Origin of the sequence: Gordonia araii NBRC 100433 (genome assembly GCF_000241265.1) — a bacterium.
GTDB lineage: Bacteria > Actinomycetota > Actinomycetes > Mycobacteriales > Mycobacteriaceae > Gordonia > Gordonia araii.
Genome location: NZ_BAEE01000034.1, coordinates 1 through 18,955, shown reverse-complemented (window position 1 = coordinate 18,955; position 18,955 = coordinate 1). Strand labels below are relative to the sequence as shown.

Annotated in this window: 20 protein-coding genes; 6 read left to right on the top strand and 14 right to left on the bottom strand. The window is 69.0% G+C overall.

Going from position 1 to position 18,955, the window contains the following annotated elements:
• Nucleotides 1–589: 589 nt before the first annotated feature.
• The 11 genes from GOARA_RS05475 to GOARA_RS05425 form a co-directional block, all read right to left on the bottom strand.
• Entirely contained in the window at nucleotides 590–925 is a 336-nt protein-coding gene (locus GOARA_RS05475) for a hypothetical protein (protein ID WP_007321322.1), read from the bottom strand.
• Between the two features lie 217 nt (nucleotides 926–1,142).
• The gene (locus GOARA_RS05470; protein WP_083834789.1) at nucleotides 1,143–1,595 is read right to left on the bottom strand and encodes an Rv3654c family TadE-like protein; all 453 of its coding nucleotides are present in this window, start codon (nucleotides 1,593–1,595) and stop codon (nucleotides 1,143–1,145) included.
• On the bottom strand, nucleotides 1,564–1,962 hold the full coding sequence (locus GOARA_RS05465) for a TadE family type IV pilus minor pilin (RefSeq protein ID WP_007321320.1): 399 nt from the start codon (nucleotides 1,960–1,962) through the stop codon (nucleotides 1,564–1,566). Before GOARA_RS05465 ends, GOARA_RS05470 begins: the two co-directional genes overlap by 32 nt.
• Before the next feature lies 1 nt (nucleotide 1,963).
• Nucleotides 1,964–2,155: a DUF4244 domain-containing protein gene (locus tag GOARA_RS05460; protein ID WP_040521860.1), complete on the bottom strand. Its 192-nt coding sequence runs from the start codon at nucleotides 2,153–2,155 to the stop codon at nucleotides 1,964–1,966.
• A 40-nt stretch (nucleotides 2,156–2,195) separates the two neighbouring features.
• A complete protein-coding gene (locus GOARA_RS05455; RefSeq protein ID WP_007321318.1) occupies nucleotides 2,196–2,759 on the bottom strand; it encodes a type II secretion system F family protein in 564 nt (187 codons plus the stop codon).
• Nucleotides 2,756–3,550, bottom strand: a complete 795-nt coding sequence (locus GOARA_RS05450; protein WP_040521854.1) for a type II secretion system F family protein — start codon at nucleotides 3,548–3,550, stop codon at nucleotides 2,756–2,758. Before GOARA_RS05450 ends, GOARA_RS05455 begins: the two co-directional genes overlap by 4 nt.
• Entirely contained in the window at nucleotides 3,547–4,728 is a 1,182-nt protein-coding gene (locus GOARA_RS05445) for a TadA family conjugal transfer-associated ATPase (protein ID WP_007321316.1), read from the bottom strand. The genes GOARA_RS05450 and GOARA_RS05445 overlap by 4 nt, the downstream gene beginning before the upstream one ends.
• Nucleotides 4,729–4,730: 2 nt before the next feature.
• Complete coding sequence (ssd, locus tag GOARA_RS05440) at nucleotides 4,731–5,783, bottom strand: septum site-determining protein Ssd (RefSeq protein WP_040521852.1); 1,053 nt, start codon at nucleotides 5,781–5,783, stop codon at nucleotides 4,731–4,733.
• A 193-nt stretch (nucleotides 5,784–5,976) separates the two neighbouring features.
• The gene (locus tag GOARA_RS05435) at nucleotides 5,977–7,080 is read right to left on the bottom strand and encodes a lipase family protein (RefSeq protein WP_007321314.1); all 1,104 of its coding nucleotides are present in this window, start codon (nucleotides 7,078–7,080) and stop codon (nucleotides 5,977–5,979) included.
• On the bottom strand, nucleotides 7,077–8,741 hold the full coding sequence (locus tag GOARA_RS05430; protein ID WP_007321313.1) for an AMP-binding protein: 1,665 nt from the start codon (nucleotides 8,739–8,741) through the stop codon (nucleotides 7,077–7,079). The genes GOARA_RS05435 and GOARA_RS05430 overlap by 4 nt, the downstream gene beginning before the upstream one ends.
• Entirely contained in the window at nucleotides 8,738–9,676 is a 939-nt protein-coding gene (locus GOARA_RS05425) for an SDR family NAD(P)-dependent oxidoreductase (protein WP_007321312.1), read from the bottom strand. The genes GOARA_RS05430 and GOARA_RS05425 overlap by 4 nt, the downstream gene beginning before the upstream one ends.
• 88 nt (nucleotides 9,677–9,764) lie before the next feature.
• On the opposite strand from GOARA_RS05425, the gene GOARA_RS05420 reads away from it, so the two are divergent.
• Nucleotides 9,765–10,358 (top strand): TetR/AcrR family transcriptional regulator, encoded by a 594-nt coding sequence (locus GOARA_RS05420; protein WP_245548360.1) that lies wholly within the window; start codon nucleotides 9,765–9,767, stop codon nucleotides 10,356–10,358.
• A 3-nt stretch (nucleotides 10,359–10,361) separates the two neighbouring features.
• Here GOARA_RS05420 and GOARA_RS05415 read toward each other — a convergent pair whose 3' ends face one another.
• Nucleotides 10,362–11,333 carry an esterase/lipase family protein gene (locus tag GOARA_RS05415; RefSeq protein WP_007321310.1) on the bottom strand — a complete coding sequence of 324 codons (972 nt, stop codon included), beginning with the start codon at nucleotides 11,331–11,333 and terminating at the stop codon, nucleotides 10,362–10,364.
• A 444-nt stretch (nucleotides 11,334–11,777) separates the two neighbouring features.
• Between GOARA_RS05415 and GOARA_RS05410 the strand changes: the two genes are divergently transcribed.
• The gene (locus GOARA_RS05410; RefSeq protein WP_007321309.1) at nucleotides 11,778–12,617 is read left to right on the top strand and encodes an HAD family hydrolase; all 840 of its coding nucleotides are present in this window, start codon (nucleotides 11,778–11,780) and stop codon (nucleotides 12,615–12,617) included.
• A 515-nt stretch (nucleotides 12,618–13,132) separates the two neighbouring features.
• On the opposite strand, the gene GOARA_RS05405 is transcribed toward GOARA_RS05410, so the two are convergent.
• The gene (locus tag GOARA_RS05405) at nucleotides 13,133–13,912 is read right to left on the bottom strand and encodes a hypothetical protein (protein WP_007321308.1); all 780 of its coding nucleotides are present in this window, start codon (nucleotides 13,910–13,912) and stop codon (nucleotides 13,133–13,135) included.
• Nucleotides 13,913–13,992: 80 nt separating this feature from the next.
• On the opposite strand from GOARA_RS05405, the gene GOARA_RS05400 reads away from it, so the two are divergent.
• From GOARA_RS05400 to GOARA_RS05385, 4 genes are all read left to right on the top strand, one after another.
• On the top strand, nucleotides 13,993–14,808 hold the full coding sequence (locus tag GOARA_RS05400) for a class I SAM-dependent methyltransferase (protein WP_007321307.1): 816 nt from the start codon (nucleotides 13,993–13,995) through the stop codon (nucleotides 14,806–14,808).
• A gap of 106 nt (nucleotides 14,809–14,914) precedes the next feature.
• On the top strand, nucleotides 14,915–16,855 hold the full coding sequence (gene acs / locus GOARA_RS05395; protein WP_007321306.1) for an acetate--CoA ligase: 1,941 nt from the start codon (nucleotides 14,915–14,917) through the stop codon (nucleotides 16,853–16,855).
• Nucleotides 16,856–16,919: 64 nt separating this feature from the next.
• Nucleotides 16,920–17,444, top strand: a complete 525-nt coding sequence (locus tag GOARA_RS05390; RefSeq protein ID WP_007321305.1) for a phage holin family protein — start codon at nucleotides 16,920–16,922, stop codon at nucleotides 17,442–17,444.
• A gap of 13 nt (nucleotides 17,445–17,457) precedes the next feature.
• Nucleotides 17,458–18,387: an alpha/beta fold hydrolase gene (locus tag GOARA_RS05385; RefSeq protein WP_007321304.1), complete on the top strand. Its 930-nt coding sequence runs from the start codon at nucleotides 17,458–17,460 to the stop codon at nucleotides 18,385–18,387.
• Between the two features lie 21 nt (nucleotides 18,388–18,408).
• Here the strand turns inward: GOARA_RS05385 and GOARA_RS05380 are convergent.
• The coding region (locus GOARA_RS05380; protein ID WP_040521847.1) for a MarP family serine protease at nucleotides 18,409–18,955 on the bottom strand (547 nt) is incomplete at its 5' end.

The following is an 18,955-nucleotide window of genomic DNA, read 5'->3' as shown; positions in this document are numbered from 1 at the left end:
AGGATCGAACCCGACTCGGTCAAGGGCGCTGCCGGTGACAATGCCGGACCGGGCACCGTGGCCGGTGTCGGGGGCGCAGGCTGCTGCACCCGCGGTGGGGTCGGTGGCTGCGGAGCGGGCCGAGGTAACCGCGGCGGTGCAGGTTGGCCAGTGTTCGGTGGTGCGGGCCGCTGCCCGTTCTGCTGCGGCGGCCGTTGGCCAGGCAACCCAGGTGCCCGGTAGCCGGGCACCGGAATGATCGGAGTCCCATTCCCCGTACCCGGTCCGGGACCGGGAGAACCGCCGGCGTTCGGTCCGCTACCCGGTGCGCCCGGCGAAGTACCGGTGGGTGGCGGCGTGTTCTGCGTCGGCTGCGGGGTGTAAGTGGGGACATTGATGCATGGCCAATGCGGGCCGTGTTCTAGACGCATCTGATCGCACAGGGCGTCGGCGTGCGCGGTACCCGAACCACCGGACACCACCGCGAAGACGACACCCAGTCCGGCTCCGGCAATCAACAGAACAGCGACCAGTCCCGCCAGCCACCGCCAGCGTCGCGGATTCTTGGCTTGGTTGCTGGTCACGACGGTCGCCTCGGGCGCGGTAGTGGTCATGCTTTGCCTCGGATGGCGGAGACGATCGCGTCGGTGCCGGCCCAGAACCAGCGCCCGGCCAGTGACATGACCAGGAAGAACCCGAGGAACACCGGGATGCTGCCATAGCGGCCGGCCCACTCAGACAGACGCGGCAAGCACAAGGCCGCGACCACCAACAGCACACACCCGGCCAGCCAGAACATCAAGGTGCCGACCGGGACACCGGCACTAGTCGCCGGTTCAGTCGATACCGTCGGCTCTGTCGCCCAGACCGGTGGCCGCTCGGTGACTTGGTCGTCGTCGGTACGCACCAGGTCGATCACGTCGGTGTCGGTGTTCGGGTTGCTCATCGAATTCTTCCTGTCGAGATCCTGCTCGGAGGGACCGCGCGGGTGAGCATTGGCCGCGCGTCGTTCCCACTCTCAAGCACATCCCAACTTTGCTTCAACAAATGGCGGTTGTGTTTGATCATTGCATATAATTTACTATTGCGCATATTCGCGCGAGAGTCGGCAATCCACTGACATGCCAGGTCTGGTCGGGTCAGCGTTGCCTGACCGATCGCCCTCACGAGCCGACGGGACCCGCCCGCGCGCGAGCACGGGCGGTCCGCACTCCGAAGCGCCCCAACCCGACCGGCAGCGCGACCTCGACCACGACGTCCTCGCCATCGATGACGCAGGAGTCGATGCGCATCTGCGAGTAGCCCTGCGCCCGCACGATCCGGGTCGCCGTGGCGCAGGGGTCGGCGGAGCCGCCCAGCAACACGGAGGCCGCCGCCAGCGCGGACAGGTCGGCGGCCGAAGCGGCTCTATGCCGCGCCAACACCGCGGTCCCGACATGGGCCAGCGCTATCGTCACCGCGACCAGACACGCCACGACCGCGACCCCGACCACGGTCGCCGATCCGTCCTCGTCGCCGACCAGGCGGCACAGTCTCGACCGCTGCCCACCTGACGCTCGATCGCCTCCGCCGAGCGGACAAGAATCAGCCGCCGTCGGTCGACGGCCGCGGCTCATCAGCGTCCTCCCCCTCGGGTTCCATCAGCGCCACAGCCCGGCCGCTCACGGTGAGCAGCGGCAGGAGCGGCGCATCGGCTTCGACGAGGACGACGACTTGCTCGCCCTTGCGTGTCACCGTGATCCGCGCGCCGGACGGTCCAGCCGCGGCTCCCACCTCACGCGCACGAGCGTCGCCGGCAGCGGTGAGCCGGGCGACCTCACGCGCCGCGTCGGTGCACCGGAGCGCCGACGTGATGGCACCGAGGCCGCCCAGGCACGCGATCAGCACGACGCTGATCGCGGCGATCGCATACGCGGCCTCGACCGTGGCCATTCCGCTGTCGTCGCGCAGCATCCGCCGAAGCCGGCCCGGCTTGCCGGGCACCTCACCCCACCGAGGTCGACAGCGCCTTGGCGATGATGTTCGTCAACGCGCTGACGATGTTGTCACCGGTGATCACCGTGTAGAGCAACGCCCCAAAACCGGCGGCCGCAATCGTGCCGATCGCGTACTCCACCGTGCTCATCCCCGAATCGTCGACCATCAGTCCCCGAAAGAACCGACTCATCCGTGTCATGACATCCCCCTCCCGCGGCTCGCCCTTCGAGCCGAAGTCCTCACACACCGCCGAGCACCGACGACGCCAAGCCGATCACCACCGGCGCGATGCCCAGGCAGACGAACGCCGGCAGGAAGCACAGGCCGAGCGGACCACTGATCTGCACCCCCGCCCGTTCGGCCGCGGCCAACGCCGTCGCCTGCGCCTCATCGCGCCGTTGCGCCGCCAGACCGTCGAGCCCGTCGGCGAATGCGGCCCCCGATGTCGAACTGCGCCGCACGAGCGCGGCCAAGTCGGCCAACCGCGGCTCGTCACCGATCCCGCGGCTCCAGGCGACAGACGCTTCGGTGCCCAGCGCCAACAGTTCCGCCACGCGCCGCAACGGTGCCGCCAAACGCTCGGGGCATGACTCGCTGACGACCGCCGTCGCACCTGCGGTCGACAGTCCGGCACGCAGGCACACCGCGAGCAGGTCATAGGCGGCCGCGTCGGCCATCGGCCCGTCCGTCTCGATGAGAACGATCGGGCTCGCCGGCTGCTCGGTCCGCAGACGCCACAGCGGCCAGACCGGCGGCGGTGCGGCGAGAAGGGCACCAGCCAGGAGGATCAGTGTCGCACTCACTTGAGCACCCGGTCGACGATCGTCTCGGACCACACGACACCCACCACGGCCAGCCCGACGCCTACCACCAGCAGAACCGAACCAATGCCGCCTGCGAGGAGCACGCCGACCGGGTCGGCTCCGATCGCTTGGCCAAGCACGACGCCGCACAGCGGCAGCAACGCCAGGACGCGCGACGTGGCACGCGGACCCGCGAGTCCCGCCTGCGTGTGCCGCTCGAAGCGCTGCCGCGCCACGAGATCGGCCCGCTTCGCGGCAAGCAGTTCGGTCAACGGCAATCCATGTCGTGCTGCCACCGACCAGAGTTGCGCGATCCCGCGCACGGCTCCGGCCGCCGATGGCACGACTTCGCCGCCGAGCTGAATGCGAGCGGCCAACGCCGACAGGTCTCGGCCCACCCGCGAGTTCGGGTCGTCGGCGAGGACCTCCGACGCGGCGACCGCACACGCGGCCGCGGTAGGAGCGCCGACCGACAACTCGGCACCGACGACGGTGAGGGCCTGCACGGTCGACCCGTCTCGCCGACGATCCGACTGCCTGCCGAGCGCTCGCCGCGCGAGCCACACCCCGGTGGCGGCGGCAATGCCGCAGGCGATCACCACGGTGACCGATCCGGTCAGCGCCGAGAACGCGACAGTGGCGGCGGCCATCAGCACCGACCAGTGCCGCGGATCTCGGGAGACCGCGGGAGCGGGACCAGCTCCGAACACCGCCCAAAACCGGAAATGAGCCTGTGGACGTGGCGCGATCAACACGGCGGCCGCGCCCAGGATCAACGTCAACGCTGTCATGACCGCTCCGCGAGTAGCTCGTGCAGCCGTGGCAGTGTCGGCTGAAAGCCCTTGTCCCGCAGCCATACCGGCGTGATCGACACCAGCCCGGAGTCGTCTCTGCCGACCAACCCGATCTGAGTCACGCCCCGATTACCCCGCCGGTCGCGGCCGAGGACGAAGACGATTTGGACAGCTGCGGCGAGTTGACTGTGAAGTGCTGCCCGACCCAGACCGCCCAGCGCGGCGAGCGCCTCCAGACGCGCCGGCACTTCAGCAGCCGAGTTGGCGTGCACGGTGCCGGCACCTCCATCGTGTCCCGTGTTGAGCGCGGCGAGAAGGTCGACGACCTCGGCTCCGCGCACCTCCCCGACGACGATCCGGTCCGGACGCATCCGCAGCGCTTGCCGTACCAGCGTCCGCAACGGCACCTCGCCGGCCCCCTCGGCGTTCGCGGCGCGGGCGACCAATCGGACGACGTGCGGATGCTGGGGAGCCAGTTCGGGCGCGTCCTCGACGCAGACGATCCGTTCCTGGCGGTCGACGATGCCGAGCAGGCTGTTGAGCAATGTCGTCTTGCCCGTCCCGGTGCCACCGGCGATCAGGAATGCCAACCGCTTCGTGACGATGTCGACGACGAGGTCGCGCACCTGCGTCGGGAGCGCCCCGCGGGCCACGAGAGAGGCGAAGTCCTGACCGGCGGGCCGTAGGACGCGCAACGAGAGGCACGTGCCGTCGACGGCGATCGGTGGAATGACCGCGTGCAGGCGCACCGCTGCGCCGTGGCGTCCGATGTCGCTGAGCTGGCCGTCGACCCACGGCTGGGCGTCGTCGAGCCGACGGCCGGCGCCCGACGCGAGCCGCGCGGCGAGTCGTCGCACCGCGGCGTCGTCGGGGAAGGAGATGGGTACCGCCTGCAGGCCGCCACCGCGGTCCACCCAGACCGACTCCGGGCCGACGACGAGAATGTCGGTCACCTCTGGATCGGCGAGCAATTCCTCGAGCGGCCCGGCACCGACGAACTCGGTCTGCAGATAGCGCAGGGTGGTCAGGAGGTCGGTGTCTCCCAGCACCCCGCCCGACTCGGCGCGGATCGCCGCCGCCATCGATTCGATCGTCGGCGCCGGAGTTCCGCCGCCCGCTTCGGCAGCCAACCGCTCGCGTACCCGATCGACCAGTGCGGGGTCCACGGCCGGCATGCTCACGACGCCACCTCGTCGAGACGCTCGCAGATTCGCCGCGCGATACGGCCCAGCGGGCTGCGGGATCCCGGGCTCAGCGGGCGGGTTTCCATTCGAGCGGCCAGCGACGGATCGCTGCGGTAGCAGTCGAGCAGCGGGACGCCGACGGCGGCGGCCATCTCGACTGGCGGAATGCCGCCGGGGGCGGGGCCGCGCAACACCAGCTCCACCTGGCCGCGCGGGACAGCGAGATTCTCCCGGGTGGCGCGCGTCGCGGCGATGGCCGCAAGGATGCCCTGACTCAGCAGCACGATCAGATCTGCGCGACGCAACAGCTCCCGCTGCAGTCCCGGTTGAGTACGAGGCACGTCGACGATCACAAGGTCGCCGCCCGAACGCCCGGCGTCGACCGCCGCCAGCACAGATTCGGCACGCAACGGCCGCTCCGATCCGGCACCCGCCGCCAGCACGGCCAGCGACCGGTGAGCGTGCGGGAGGGCCTCGTGCAGCGCGGTATGACTGAGCCGTCCGCCGACCACGTTCAGGTCGCGCGCTCGTGGACCGGTCGCGCCCTCGATCCCGAGCATCAAGTCGATACCGGCACCGACCTCGTCGGGGCCGATCAGCAGCACCCGCCCGGCGCCCGACTGTGCTGCCGCCAACCCGGTCGCGGCCGATAGCGTCGTCGAACCCGCACCGCCGTGCCCGCCCAGAATCGCGAGCACCCTGCCGTCGTAGCTCTGCGGCGACTGAAGGTCGGTCAGCGCGGCGACCAGGCCCTCCTCCTCGGCGGGGAGCTCAAACCCCCCGCTCGCGCCGATGACCAGGGCGTCCTGCCACACGCCCGGCGGTGCGCCGTGCAGACACACCAGGAACACACCACGACGCCGTACAACGGACGACCCCGCCAGCCGGTCGACGGAATCCGCGTCGACCACCACCGCATCAGCCTTGAGCCACTCGCCACCGTCGTCGCCGACATCGCCGGCGACGACCGAGTACCCGGCAGCCACCGCACAACGGCCGACGTCATCGGCCAGCTCGGCTCCGACCAGCATCAGCAGCTCGCTCATGCGCTCAGTCTTGCCCGGTGCCGCGACGTCGAGACGCCTACGCACACCTCATTCGCACGAACCTGTGGACACCGCGGAACTGTGGATTACGGAACGCCGAACAAATTCGTCGTCGTAGCGCGCCGCCGTGGTCACTATGACCACGTCACCGCGTGTGGCGGATGATTTTGGCGCTAGGCAAGCGGCGAGACGGCTACCCGGCGTCCGCGAGTGGATCGGCGGGCGCGGCGTCCAGATGCCGCGCCAGATGCCGGTAGGCCACCCGGAAGAAGGAGATCCCGCCCAGGATGTGCTCTTGGTGGCGGAACGACACGAACTCGACGTCGCCTCCCGCGGCCTCCCAATCCCTGGCGAGCCGGGCGAGCTGTGGATACGCGATCGCCTGATCCCACGTCGCAGCACCGACCAGGACCGGGACCCCCGGTGCCGCACTCCCCAGCCGGTTCTCGTCGATACGGCGACGCACCTCCGGGTCCTCGAACGGCGACGGGTCGGCGAACTTGCGGATGTCGCGCCACGAGGTGAGGAAGAAGCCCGCAAGGATCGCCACGAGCAGATGGGTACGGCGGAAGAACCGGGCGAGCAGTCGGCCGCGCCGGGTGAGGAAGCGGTCCACTTCGAGGTCGGGGTAGGCGCTGCCCAGCCCGAGCAGCGTGTACATCAGAAGGAAGGAGAAGGCGCTTCGTTCGTGGAACTCGTAGAGCGCCGACAGATCCGCGGGCACGCCGCCCGCCGCACCGGCGACGAGCGGCAGCTCCGGGGCGTAGCGGGGCTGCAACTCAAGCGCCCACCCCGCCGCGCATCCTCCTTCCGAGTACCCGGTGATCGCCACCGGCAGCTCGTCGAGACCGACGTCGGGCAATTCGCGTGCTGCGCGGATGCAATCGAGCACCGCCGGCCCGAGGGCACGGCCGACGACGTACGGATGTGTGGTTCCGCCGCCGTCGCCGAGACCAGGATAGTCCGGAAGCGCCAGTGCCCACCCGTGGCGCAACGCCACCGCCAGCGACCCGGCCTCGTATTCCAGACCGTAGCTCAGCTGCGCCGACAGCGCCGCGGCCCGTGAGGCGAGCCCCTGACTGCCGACCGCGTAGCCGATCAGGGCCGTCGCCGGGCGGCGAGTCGGAATCAGCACGGTGCCGGTGGCCTCGATCGGATCCCCGGTGGCCGATGTCGTCGTGTACCGGATGTGCCAGGCGCGCGCCCGCAGCCGCACGCCGGGGAGCAACAACGCACGCGCGGGCCGATGATCGACCAGCCGCCCCGGTCGGGTCGTCCGTTCAGCCACCATGATCAATCCCCCGCCCGTCTTGTTCGCGCGATTCCCCGCGCCTGGTCGCCGAGCTCTGCCCGCAGCACCTTTCCCGCGGCGTTGCGAGGTATGGCCTCGACGCGGATGAACGCCTTCGGCACCTTGTATCGCTCAAGCCGCTCGCGGAGCGCGTTTCTCAACTGGTCGTCGGTGAACTCGTCGGCGACGACGAGGTACGCATGGAGAACCTGTCCGAACTCGTCGTCGTCCACACCCACCACCACGGCGTCGGTGACGTCGGGCATCGCGGTGAGCACGTCCTCGACCTCGCGCGGGAAGACGTTCTCCCCACCGGAGACCACCATGTCGTCGGATCGCCCGTCGACGAAGAGCAGCCCGGCAGCATCGACGTGACCGAGGTCGCCGGTGTCGACATGGCCGTCGACCACGGCCTTGGCTTGGAGCCGCACCACGGGGTCAGGCGTATAGCCGTCGTAGTCGAGTGGTCCTCGCACGACGATGCGGCCCGTACTGCCGACGGGAACGGCCTGGCCGTCGGCGTCGACAATCCGGACGGACACGCCGAGTCCCGGTCGTCCCGCGGCCCCCGGTTCCCGCGCGAGGTCGGCCGGGGAGGCAATGGATACGACGCCGGCCTCGGTAGACCCGTACGCGTTGACCAGGATCTCGCCGAAGGCGCGCTGGAACCGCCGGACGGTCGACGTCGTGATGGGGGCGGCGCCGGTGATCGCCAGCCGCAACTCGATGCCGGCCGCCTTGCGTCGGAGGTCCGGTACCGCGACGAGGCGCTGCAGCATCACCGGAACGGCCACCAGCACGGTGACCCGATTCGCGCGCAGATCGTCGAGTACCGCTTCGGGGTCGAAGCGTCGGCGGCACACGACGGTGCCGCCGACGGCCACGACGCCGATCGCCGCGAGGAGACCGAAACCATGGAAGAACGGTGGCCCGACGTAGGCGACGTCGCCGGGTTTCAAGTCCGCGTGCGCGACACCGGTGGCGGCGAGCTGGACTATTGCCCACGGGCCGATCCGGCGTGGCACGCCCTTCGCCAGTCCGGTGGTGCCCGACGTCAGCAACACCATCTGCCCCGAGCGACGGCAAGGGGCGATCGGCTCCGGCGGATCCTGCGCTATCGACCACAACGACCGTCCGGCGGCGTCAGGATCGGCGAGAATCTGGTGGCCGGACCATCCCGCGTCGGCGATGGCCGCACTGAATTCGGCGTCGTGAATCAGCACGTCCAGGCGATGGCGGGTCAGCAACGCCGCCAGCTGGTGGGCCGGCATCTCGGTATTGATGAACACGACGTCGGCGCCGGTTTGGGCGGCGGCCGCCAGTGCGACGAGAAAGCCGCGGTGGTTGCGGCACAGGATTCCGACCGCACCCCCCGGACCGCAACCCGCGCCGCGAATATCGGCGGCGACGGCCGATGAGGCGTCCAACGCCTGCCGGTAGCTGAGCGCACCGAACTCGTCGACGACGACGGCCCGATCCGGGTAGCGGGCAGCCGATACGCCGAGCAAGGTCGCGGGAGTCGCCCCGAACCGGTAGACGGCGCGCAGCAGTCTTGCCGCCGTTCGCGGTCCCGGCGGCGCCAGCATCCCCGAGCCCACGATCGCGGCCGCCGCCCCGAGCCACTGTCTGCCGTCGCCCCGAACCGACGACACCGCTGCGTCCCTCACACTCGCACCGTCTTATCCGCGCCATCAGCGATCTCGTCCTTGGCCATGGCCGCGGCGAACGCGGCATAGGAGGCCGAGGTCTCGCCCGAACGTCGATCGACGAGGGCCAGCGCGGCTTCCAGCGGAGCTTCGAAGACCGTGCTCGCCACATTCAGGAGCCCCAGCCCGCGCGGCCGCATCGCACGGGGGCGATGGGTGATCGCGTAGGCCACGGTGCGCGCGGCCTGCGCCGGGGTGTGCCCGGGCATCGCGGCCACCCACCCGGTGGCCACCATCCGGCTCTTGATGTGACCGGCGTACAGACTGGTGACGGTGATCCCATACTTGCGCGACTCCATCGCGACCGACCGGATCCATTTGTCGAAACCGTCTTTGCAGGCGATGTAGAAGCCCCACCGCGGAGCATTGGGCATGAGCAGTCCGGCGGTGGCGACGTTGACGATGTGCGCTCCGCCCTGCTCGCGCAGCCTCGGCAGCAGCGCGAGCGTCAGCCGCATCGGTCCCAGAAAGTTGACTCCGACCATCGCATCCATGTCCTGTGGCCGCTGAGCACTGCGGAAAACGGACCGGCGCAGCGACTTTCCGGCGTTGTGGATCAGGATGTCGATCCGATCGAAGTCGTCGAGGAGTGCCGCGGCGAACCGGTCCACCGCGGCCGTGTCTCCCATATCGACGACGTACGGGTGCGCCCGTCCGCCGGCGGCGACGATCTCGGCGGCGATCTCATCGAGGCGCTCGCGGGTACGCGCCGCGATCACCACCGTAGCGCCATGGGCGGCGAGCAGACGTGCGGTCGCCTCGCCCTGTCCGAACGATGCACCTGTGATGACGACGACCTTGCCGTTCACCGCATCGCGAATCCGCTCGGCGCGGTACTCCATCGGCGGCCCCACGACCTGCAGGGCAACACGTTCTTGCAGTCGTATCTCAGTCACGCAGACTCCTAGATAATAGGATTATTTGAGATAACCGTACTATTCACATGCTTCGACGACAAGACCGAGGGCGGTATCGTGTCCTCTCGTGGCAAGCAATTCACGGGTGGTCGCTCAGGCCCAGACACGTCGGAGGATCAAGGAGATCGGTCGGCAGATGCTTCTCGACGAGGGGTACACGGCCGCATCCATCGCGTCCATCGCCGAGGAGGCCGGCTTCACCACCGGAGCCTTCTACTCGAACTTCACCAGCAAGGCGCAGCTGACCCTCGAGGTGCTGGCCGACCTACAGCAGGAGTGTCAGGACGAGCTGGCCGACATCCTGGCGGCGCCCGCCGACGCCGACGTCATCGATCGGCTGCACACGTGGTGCAACCGCCTGCTCGACTCCGGATGGCCGCGCCTGGAGCTGGAGTTCGCACTCTCCATCCGCGGCGACGACGAGCTGGTCGCCACCGAGGGAGATCGCAACCGCGAGGCCGTCAACGGCCTCGCTCCGCTGATCGCCGAGCGGCTCCCCGTCCCGTCGACCGGCCCTTTCGCCGCCGAGAACGTCGCCGAGATGATCCTGAACATGGCGTTCGGCATCGCGGTGCGCAACGTCATCGACCCGCGCGTGACCGCAGACGGGATCTTCGAGTCGATCCGCACGGTCATGTCGGCGCAGGTCGCCGACGGCTAGCGGTTACCCGGTGAATGGGGGAACGAACGTGCACGGCACCTTGACCCGGCGTTGCGGGTCGAGCGCGTTCAGCACCATGTGGGCCACCCGCCGCGAACCGGCGATCGCCATGTGATCGCTGTAATCCTGCGCGCAGGAGTCCTGCACGACGATGTTGCGCACCTTCTCCCCCGGCCGACGAGCCGGTACCAACCCGCTGGTGTAGGGCACCACGAGTTCGTCGAACCTGGTCGCGATATTGGTGTAGTTGACACCTTTCACATACGGCGAGCCGCCGGCCCAGATCTTTTCCAGATACTCCGCGCCGGGAAGCATCTGACCGCACGCCTGACACACCGGCACCCACCGGTCCTGCACGCCCAGGCTGCCCAGGAACTTCGACACCGGAACCATGAGCGAACCCATCGTGCCCTGCCACACCGGCGCCAGCGACACGTAGTTCGTCACCTTCGCCGCTCCACCGAGGTGCTTCAGGTAGTAGGTCGGCATCAGCGTGCCCTGCGAGTGTCCGACCAGATCGACGGTTTGCGCGCCGGTGCGCGCCAAGACCCGGTCGACGAACGACGCCAGCTCGCGGGCCGAGCCCTGCTGCGGCAGCATGCCGCCGACGGCGGTGAAGGGCCACGGCAGAGGCAGCGCGCCATACGTCAGCGCGTAGACGCAGAAGCCGCGGTTGGCGAGGAACGCGCCGTAGGCACCCCAATTCGTCTGCTGCCCGCCACCGGTGCCATGGACCAAAATGACAGGTCGCGGTCGGGCGGCGGTCGGCTTGCAGTTGGGCTTGTTGGTCCCGGGCAACGAGCCGCCGTGGTCGGTGAGCTCGTACGGAATGCCGGCGAAGAAGTTGAAGTCCTCCCGGTACTGCGGCGCGGCACTCGCCGTCGGTGCCGCGGCCATGGTGACCACCAGCGCGGTCGCCGCGGCGAGGAGCGCCGCGAGCAACGGCCCTCTGCGACGTCTGACCTGTCCTACCATGACCCCTCCTATCGCCTGCGTTTCCAGCAACCTACTGAGGTCCGGCGGCACACGGGCCGGAATCGAGCAACGAGCGCTGTCAGAAAGTGGCGCAGCGCGCCGTCGTGCGAGCGCCGAGAAACTCGATGGAACCGATCGCCGCGCCGATGCGTCTAAGTAATCGTGAGGGAGAGAAACACCATGCGATGTGGCGGGCATTCAAGCGGACCGCGGTCCGACACCGTCCCGTAAACAGAGGACAACCCCGGCCAATGGGGGGAGAAGGCCGGGGTCGTCACTTTTCAGCCCCGGGGGGTCGGGCTGAAAATCCCGGCTATTGCCGGGTTGCCACACACTATACGCGCGCGCCAGCAACGTTTGCAACAGCAAGTATTCGCGGCGCTGAGCAGTGTGTTTATCGCGAGTGAGCTATCGGCGGCGTCACCCACGACGTACTCTCGGGGCGTGACCTCCGCTGGCAGAACCGCGGGACGACCCCGCGGTAAGCATCGCAGCATTGCCGCCTTCTTCGACCTGGACAAGACGGTGATCGCCAGGTCGAGCGCACTCGCGTTCACCAGGCCCTTCTACTCCGGAGGACTCATCAACCGGCGCTCGGTGATCAAGTCCGCGTACGCCCAACTGCTGTTCACGCTGACCGGAGCCGACGAGGATCAGGTCGAGCGGCTGCGCGCCCACGTCACAGACATGTGCCGGGGGTGGCCGGTCGACCAGATCAACACGATCGTCAACGAGACGCTGCACGACATCGTCGAGCCGCTGGTGTTCGCCGAGGCGACCGAACTCATCGCCAACCACCAGGCGCGCGGCCACGACGTCGTCCTCATCTCGGCCTCCGGCATGGAGATGGTCGAGCCGATCGGCGAGATGCTCGGCGTCGACGCGGTGCGCGCGAGCAGGATGGCGATCGTCGACGGCCGCTACTCGGGCGAGCTGGAGTTCTACTGCTACGGCGAGGCGAAGGCGGAGGCCATGCGCGAACTCGCCAAGGAGAACGGCTACGACCTCGCCGAGTGCTACGCGTACTCGGACTCGATCACCGACTTGCCGATGCTCGACGCGGTGGGCCATCCGACGGCGGTGAACCCGGACCGCGCGCTGCGTAAGATCGCCACCGGCAACGGGTGGCCGATCCTGTCCTTCGACCGTCCGGTCGGGCTGACCGACCGCCTGACCCCGTCTCCCCGGACGCTGGCCGTGTCCGCCGCGACCGGTGCCGGCGTCGCGGCGATCGGAGCGGTGTTCTACTACGGCTGGCTGCGCAAACGCCTGCCCTTCAACTGATCCCCCCGGTCGGTTCCGCCGCCGACTCGGGAACAGACGAAGCGACCAAACGAAGCCACCAATCTAAGCCGCAGCACCCCTCGAATCCCACTGGAGACGGACACAGATTCCGTCGGGAAAATCTGTAGCGATCAAACGCTTGATGTGATGTAGATCACGGTGTACAACAGAGGTACGGAAGACCGGAAGGCCAGGTCCGACCCGGAAGAGAAGGATCGAACTCCCGACCGGAATTCCCAGCACGGGCGGCAAGCACCCACGCGGAGCACGCCGCTACAGAGGCAGAAGCGTTGTGCACCTGCGAATTGCCGGCTCTCGAAGTCGACAAGCCCATTCGCCGAGGTGAGAACACAACCCACCAAGCACGCTTGGTAACTTGGGTCCGTGCTATGCGGGCGGTGACTATCGGGTCGCCGCCCGCAGCGCGTTGTCCGGGGGCCGTCCAGCGCGTCCCCAACATTGCGCACCACCGTCCAACAACAATCCGTGTCGGATCTCGCCATACGGCGTTGGGTTTACGACGACGATCGGGGACGCGCCGCATCGGCGATCGAAGCAGCCTCGGCGGCTCCCGTCTCGAATGCCGCACAGCAGAGCACGATCCACTCCCCCAGCGCCTCGGCGGTTCCTTCCCCGAACCTCGACGCCGCGCGGTGGTACTCCGCTGAGCGCTTCAACCACCCGACCTCCGGCACGCCGAGATTGTGCGGATCCAAACCCGTTGCCACGCAAGCCAATCGGGACGCGCCGCGGGCCACGATGCCGTTCGCCGCGGAGAACGGGGCCAGCGCCAGCAACTCGCCGTGGACCACGGCGGCGACCACCGGCGCGGGCACCGTGGCCGGCGCGGTGACGACCTGACCGAGCAAATCGAGCCGGGCACTCACGTCGGCACCCTCGCGCGGACGTCCGAGCGCATCGGGGTCATCGACGATGTCGGCCGCGGCGAGCACGTGCAACCGCGCCAGCGCCTGCGCGGGCGCCCGCCGATAGACGCCGACCAACTGTTCGAGCGAGTCGCCGTCCAGCGCCTGCGCGACCCTCATGGCACCGGCCAGCAGCGGATCGTCGTAATCCCCGTCGCGGCGCAGTTCGACGCTGCCGCCGTCGATCGCGGCCGACGAGCGACCGCCGCGCCACGAGGCCTCCATCGCCGTCGACGCCCAGCCGCGCAGATTCGCCGGGTGGCGATGAACCGCCGCGAGGGCGTCGCGCGCCCGGTCGGCCGCTTCGGCCACACCGGGCAGCTCGACGAGCGGGGCGAGGGGATGGTCGGCTCCCGGGAATTCGGTCACGGACCACAGACTACGGCTTACCCCGGGCAAGCGAACCGGGTTAGGCTGACCTTACTAAAGCATCGATCTAGGAGGACGCCGTGGCCGGTTCGATTGACGGGAACACCCTGCAGGGAGTCTCCGCGACGACGCTGTGGACGCTGCGCAACAGGGCCGTGGAGGCCAAGCGACCCGACGCGCTTATCGACGACCCGCTGGCCGTCAAGTGCTACGACACCATCGACTACGACTACGACAAATTCGGCAAGCCGAGCCAGTCTCATCCGCTGCGCGCACTCGCCGCCGACGCCGCGGTCCGCGATCACCTCGCGCGCCACCCGGGTGCGACGGTGGTGAACCTCGGCGAGGGACTGCAGACCGGCTTCTGGCGCGTCGGCGATCCGTCGGTGCGATGGGTCAGCGTCGATCTCGAACCGGTCATCGACGTGCGCCGGCAACTCCTGCCCGCGGAGGACCAGGTCGTCGAGTGCCCGTTCTCGGCGCTGGACCGATCCTGGTTCGACGAGGTTCCCGGCGACCAGCCGGTACTGATCATCGCGGAGGGTCTGTTCATGTACTTCACCCCGGATGCGGTGTGGTCGCTGTTGGGCGACCTGGCGACCCGATTCCGCGGCGGCTCGCTCCTGTTCGACTCGATCCCCGGATGGTTCTCGAAGAAGACGCTCTCGGGACTGAACCTGACCGATCGTTATCGCGCACCCGAGATGCCGTTCGCCCTGACCGTCGACGAGGCGGCGACGATTCCCCAGCGGATTCCGCAGATCACCAGGGTCGACGACGTGATGCTGCCGAAGGGCCGCGGCCCGTGGGGCAATCCGCTCCTGCGCGCCACGTCGAATTGGCCGGTGCTGCGCAACCAGCGGCCCTCGCTGTCGTTGGCACATTTCGCCGAGTAGACGATCTGCCTCACCCGGACGACTGCGTTGCATCGGTGTTGCACGGGCCGACGGATCTTGGCTGCACCGCTGCGCGTCGGCGCGCGCCGTGACTACGCTCACAACTATGTCTGATACCGCTGCCGTGTACGCGCCCCCACCGGAATTCGTCGACCAGGCCAATGCGTCGGCCGAGATCTACGACCGCGCGGAGGCCGATCGCCTGGCCTGGTGGGCCGAGCAGGCCCGCCGCCTCGACTGGGAGACGGAGTTCACCGACGTTCTGGACTGGTCGAACGCACCGTTCGCGAAGTGGTTCCCCGGCGGAAAGCTCAACGTGGCGGTCAACTGCGTCGACCGCCACGTCGATGCGGGCAAGGGCGACCGGGTCGCGCTGCACTGGGTCGGCGAGCCGGGCGATTCGCGCGACATCACCTACGCGCAGCTGAAGGACGAGGTGTGCAAGGCGGCGAACGCGTTCACCAACCTCGGCATCCGCGCCGGCGACCGGGTCGCGATCTACATGCCGATGGTTCCCGAGGCGATCGTCACGATGCTCGCCTGCGCCCGTCTGGGCGCCACCCACTCGGTCGTGTTCGCCGGGTTCTCCTCCGCCGCGCTGCGCTCGCGCATCGACGATGCCGAGGCCAAGCTCGTCGTCACCACCGACGGGCAGTACCGTCGCGGCGAACCGGCACCGCTCAAGACCAACGTCGACGAGGCGCTCGGCAGTGGCGACGACGCCGCGAAATCGGTCGAGCACGTCGTCGTGGTCCGGCGCACCAACCACGACCCGAATCTCCCCTGGACCTCGGGCCGCGACGTGTGGTGGGACGACATCGTCGATGACGCGTCACCGGAGCATCAGCCGGAGTTCTTCGACTCCAACCACCCGCTCTTTCTGCTCTACACCTCCGGCACCACCGGCAAGCCGAAGGGCATCGTCCACGGCTCCGGCGGATACCTCACCCAGACCAGTTCGACCTTCCACAACGTGTTCGACCACAAGGAGGGCCGCGACGTCTTCTGGTGCGGCGCCGACATCGGCTGGGTCACCGGTCACACCTACATCGTCTACGGCCCGCTCTCCAACGGTGCGACGGAGATCCTCTACGAGGGCACGCCCAACACGCCCAACGAGCATCGGCATTTCCAGGTGATCGAGAAGTACGGCGTGACCATCTACTACATGGCGCCGACGCTTATCCGGACGTTCATGAAGTGGGGCCGCTCGATTCCCGACGCACATGACCTGTCGTCGCTGCGCCTACTCGGCAGCGTCGGGGAGCCGATCAACCCCGAGGCGTGGCGCTGGTACCGCAACGCCATCGGCGGTGACCGCTGCCCGATCGTCGACACCTGGTGGCAGACCGAGACCGGGTCGTGCATGATCTCCCCGCTGCCCGGCGTGACCGCCACCAAGCCGGGCGCGGCGATGCGGCCGATGCCGGGGATCAGCGTCCGCATCGTCGACGACGAGGGCAACGACGTACCGCGCGGCGAACAGGGATACCTGGTCATCGACCAACCGTGGCCGTCGATGCTGCTCGGGATCTGGGGCGACGACGATCGCTACCGGGAGACCTACTGGTCGCGGTTCGCCGCGCAGGGCTGGTACTTCGCCGGCGACGGCGCGCGCTACGACGAGGACGGCGACCTGTGGGTGCTCGGCCGCGTCGACGACGTCATGAACGTCTCCGGTCACCGCATCTCGACGTCGGAGGTCGAATCGGCGCTCGTGAGCCATCCCGATGTCGCCGAGGCCGCCGTGATCGGCGCGTCCGACGAGACGACCGGGCAGGGGATCGTCGCGTTCGTGATCCTGCGCGAGGAGATCACCGCTGTCGCCGACTCGTTCGAGACCGATCTGCGCAACCACGTCGCCGTCGAGATCTCCCCGATCGCCAAGCCGCGCGAGGTCAACGTCGTGCCCGAGCTGCCGAAGACACGGTCGGGAAAGATCATGCGGCGACTGCTCAAGGACGTGGCCGAGGGGCGCGAACTCGGCGATACCTCGACGCTCGTCGACCCCTCGGTGTTCGAGAACATCCGCAGCCGACGACGGTAGGCAGTCCCCCGATCGAGCCCGGCATGGCAACATAGCCGGGGAAACAATCATCGGAGGGGACTACGTGATCCGTCGAAAGCAGCGTCCGCATGCGTCGTCGCGGCCTGGGCCGACCGCACCGGCACCGGCCATTCCGCTGTCGGACCCCAACGCCGGCCCGAGTGGCGACCCGACCATCGGCAACCTCGTCAAGGACGCGACCGCGCAGGCGTCGACGCTGTTCCGCGGCGAGATCGCACTGGCGAAGGCCGAACTCACCCGCGAGGCGAAGAAGGCCGGGGCGGGCACCGGCCTGTTGATCGCCGCCGGCGTGATGCTCCTGTACACCAGCCTGTTCTTCTTCATCTTCCTCGGCGCGCTGCTCATGATCTGGCTGCCGGGGTGGGCGGCGTTCGGCATCGTCTTCCTGCTGCTGCTGATCATCACGCTGGCCGCCGCGGTCATCGGCTACCTGGTGTTCCGCCGCATGCGGGCGCCGAGCAAGACCATCGACTCGGTGTCCGCGTTGCGCGACGTGATTCCCGGACAGCCCGCGCTCGACGACGGTGGTGCACGGCATCCGCAGCTGCCGCCCGTGCGCGGGCTCTGACCTCTAACGACACGTGGCAGCACCCGACCCTTCCGTCGTCCGGCTCGAAGGGCCGTGGCACCACTTCGACGTCCGCGCGAACGGCCTGCGGTTCCACGCGGTCGAGTCGGCTGACCGGGTACCGGCCGACCGGCCGCTCGTCCTGTTGCTCCACGGGTTCGGCGAATTCTGGTGGAGCTGGCGCCACCAGCTCGGTGCGCTCACCGAGGCCGGCTATCGAGCCGTCGCGGTCGATCTGCGCGGATACGGCGACTCCGACAAACCTCCGCGCGGCTACGACGGCTGGACGCTGGCCGGCGACACGCACGGGCTGATCCGATCGCTCGGCCACACCAGCGCGACGCTGGTCGGCCATGCCGACGGCGGCCTGGTCTGCTGGGGCACCGCGACCCTGCACCCCGCGGTCGTGACGCGGATCGCCGTGATCGCCTCGCCGCACCCGCGAGCACTGCGCAGGGCAGTACTGCGCGACCGGCAGCAGCGCGACGCCTTCCTCGGCGGGTTCCTCTACAAGCAGTTGCCCCGGTTCGGCGAACGCCAGCTGACCCGCGACAACGGCGCCTTCATCGGCGACTACTTCCGCAAACGCGCAGGCCGGCGCTGGCAGGAGTCCCGCGAGTTCGACGACGTGGTGGCACGCAACCGCGAGGCGGTGCAGATCCCCGGCGTCGCGCACTGCTCGCTGGAGTATCAGCGGTGGGCCTACCGCTCGCAGTTCCGCCCCGACGGCGCCCGGTTCATGGAACTCATGGACCGGCCGGTGGGTGTCCCGGTCCTCGCGCTGCGCGGTCGCGACGACGGCTACATCACCGAACCGACGATCGCCGCGAGTCAGCGCTGGGCACCGCGCTTCGACTACTGGCACGTCCCCGGCGCGGGCCATTTCGTGCACGAAGAGCAGCCGGAGCGCACCAACAAGCTCCTCGTCGACTGGCTGGACTGAGCGTCGTGCGCGGGTCGCCGATCAGCTGATCACGCAGGCGCCCGTCGCGACCGGTGCCTCGGCCTCACCGCCGCGGGCCACCTGCTCGCGCAACTCGCCCGCGGTGAGTGCGAAACCGGTCTCGTCGGCGACCTTGTCGCTGGCGCCGAAGATCATCCCGGCGACTTCGCCCTCCGGGGTGATCAGCGGCCCGCCGGAGTTGCCCTGGCGGATATCGCCCCGCAGCGTGTAGGCCTCGCGGCGGCTCGACGCGGTGCCATAGATATTCGGCGAGGTCAGATTGACCCGCCCGCGCACGCGCATCGGTGTCGCGCGGAACGGTCCGTCGGCCGGGTAGCCGAGCGCGATCGCATCGGCGTCGGTCGTCAACGGCTTGTCGGTGAACCGCAACGACGGCGCGGTCAGCCCCGGCACGTCGAGCACCGCGACATCCGCGCGCGGGTCGAACAACACCACCCGAGCCGGCAGCGATTGGGCTCCGGCCTGCACGGTGAGCCGGGCCGTGCCGGCGACGACGTGGGCGTTGGTCATCACCCGCTCGGGCGCGAAGACGAACCCGCTGCCCTCC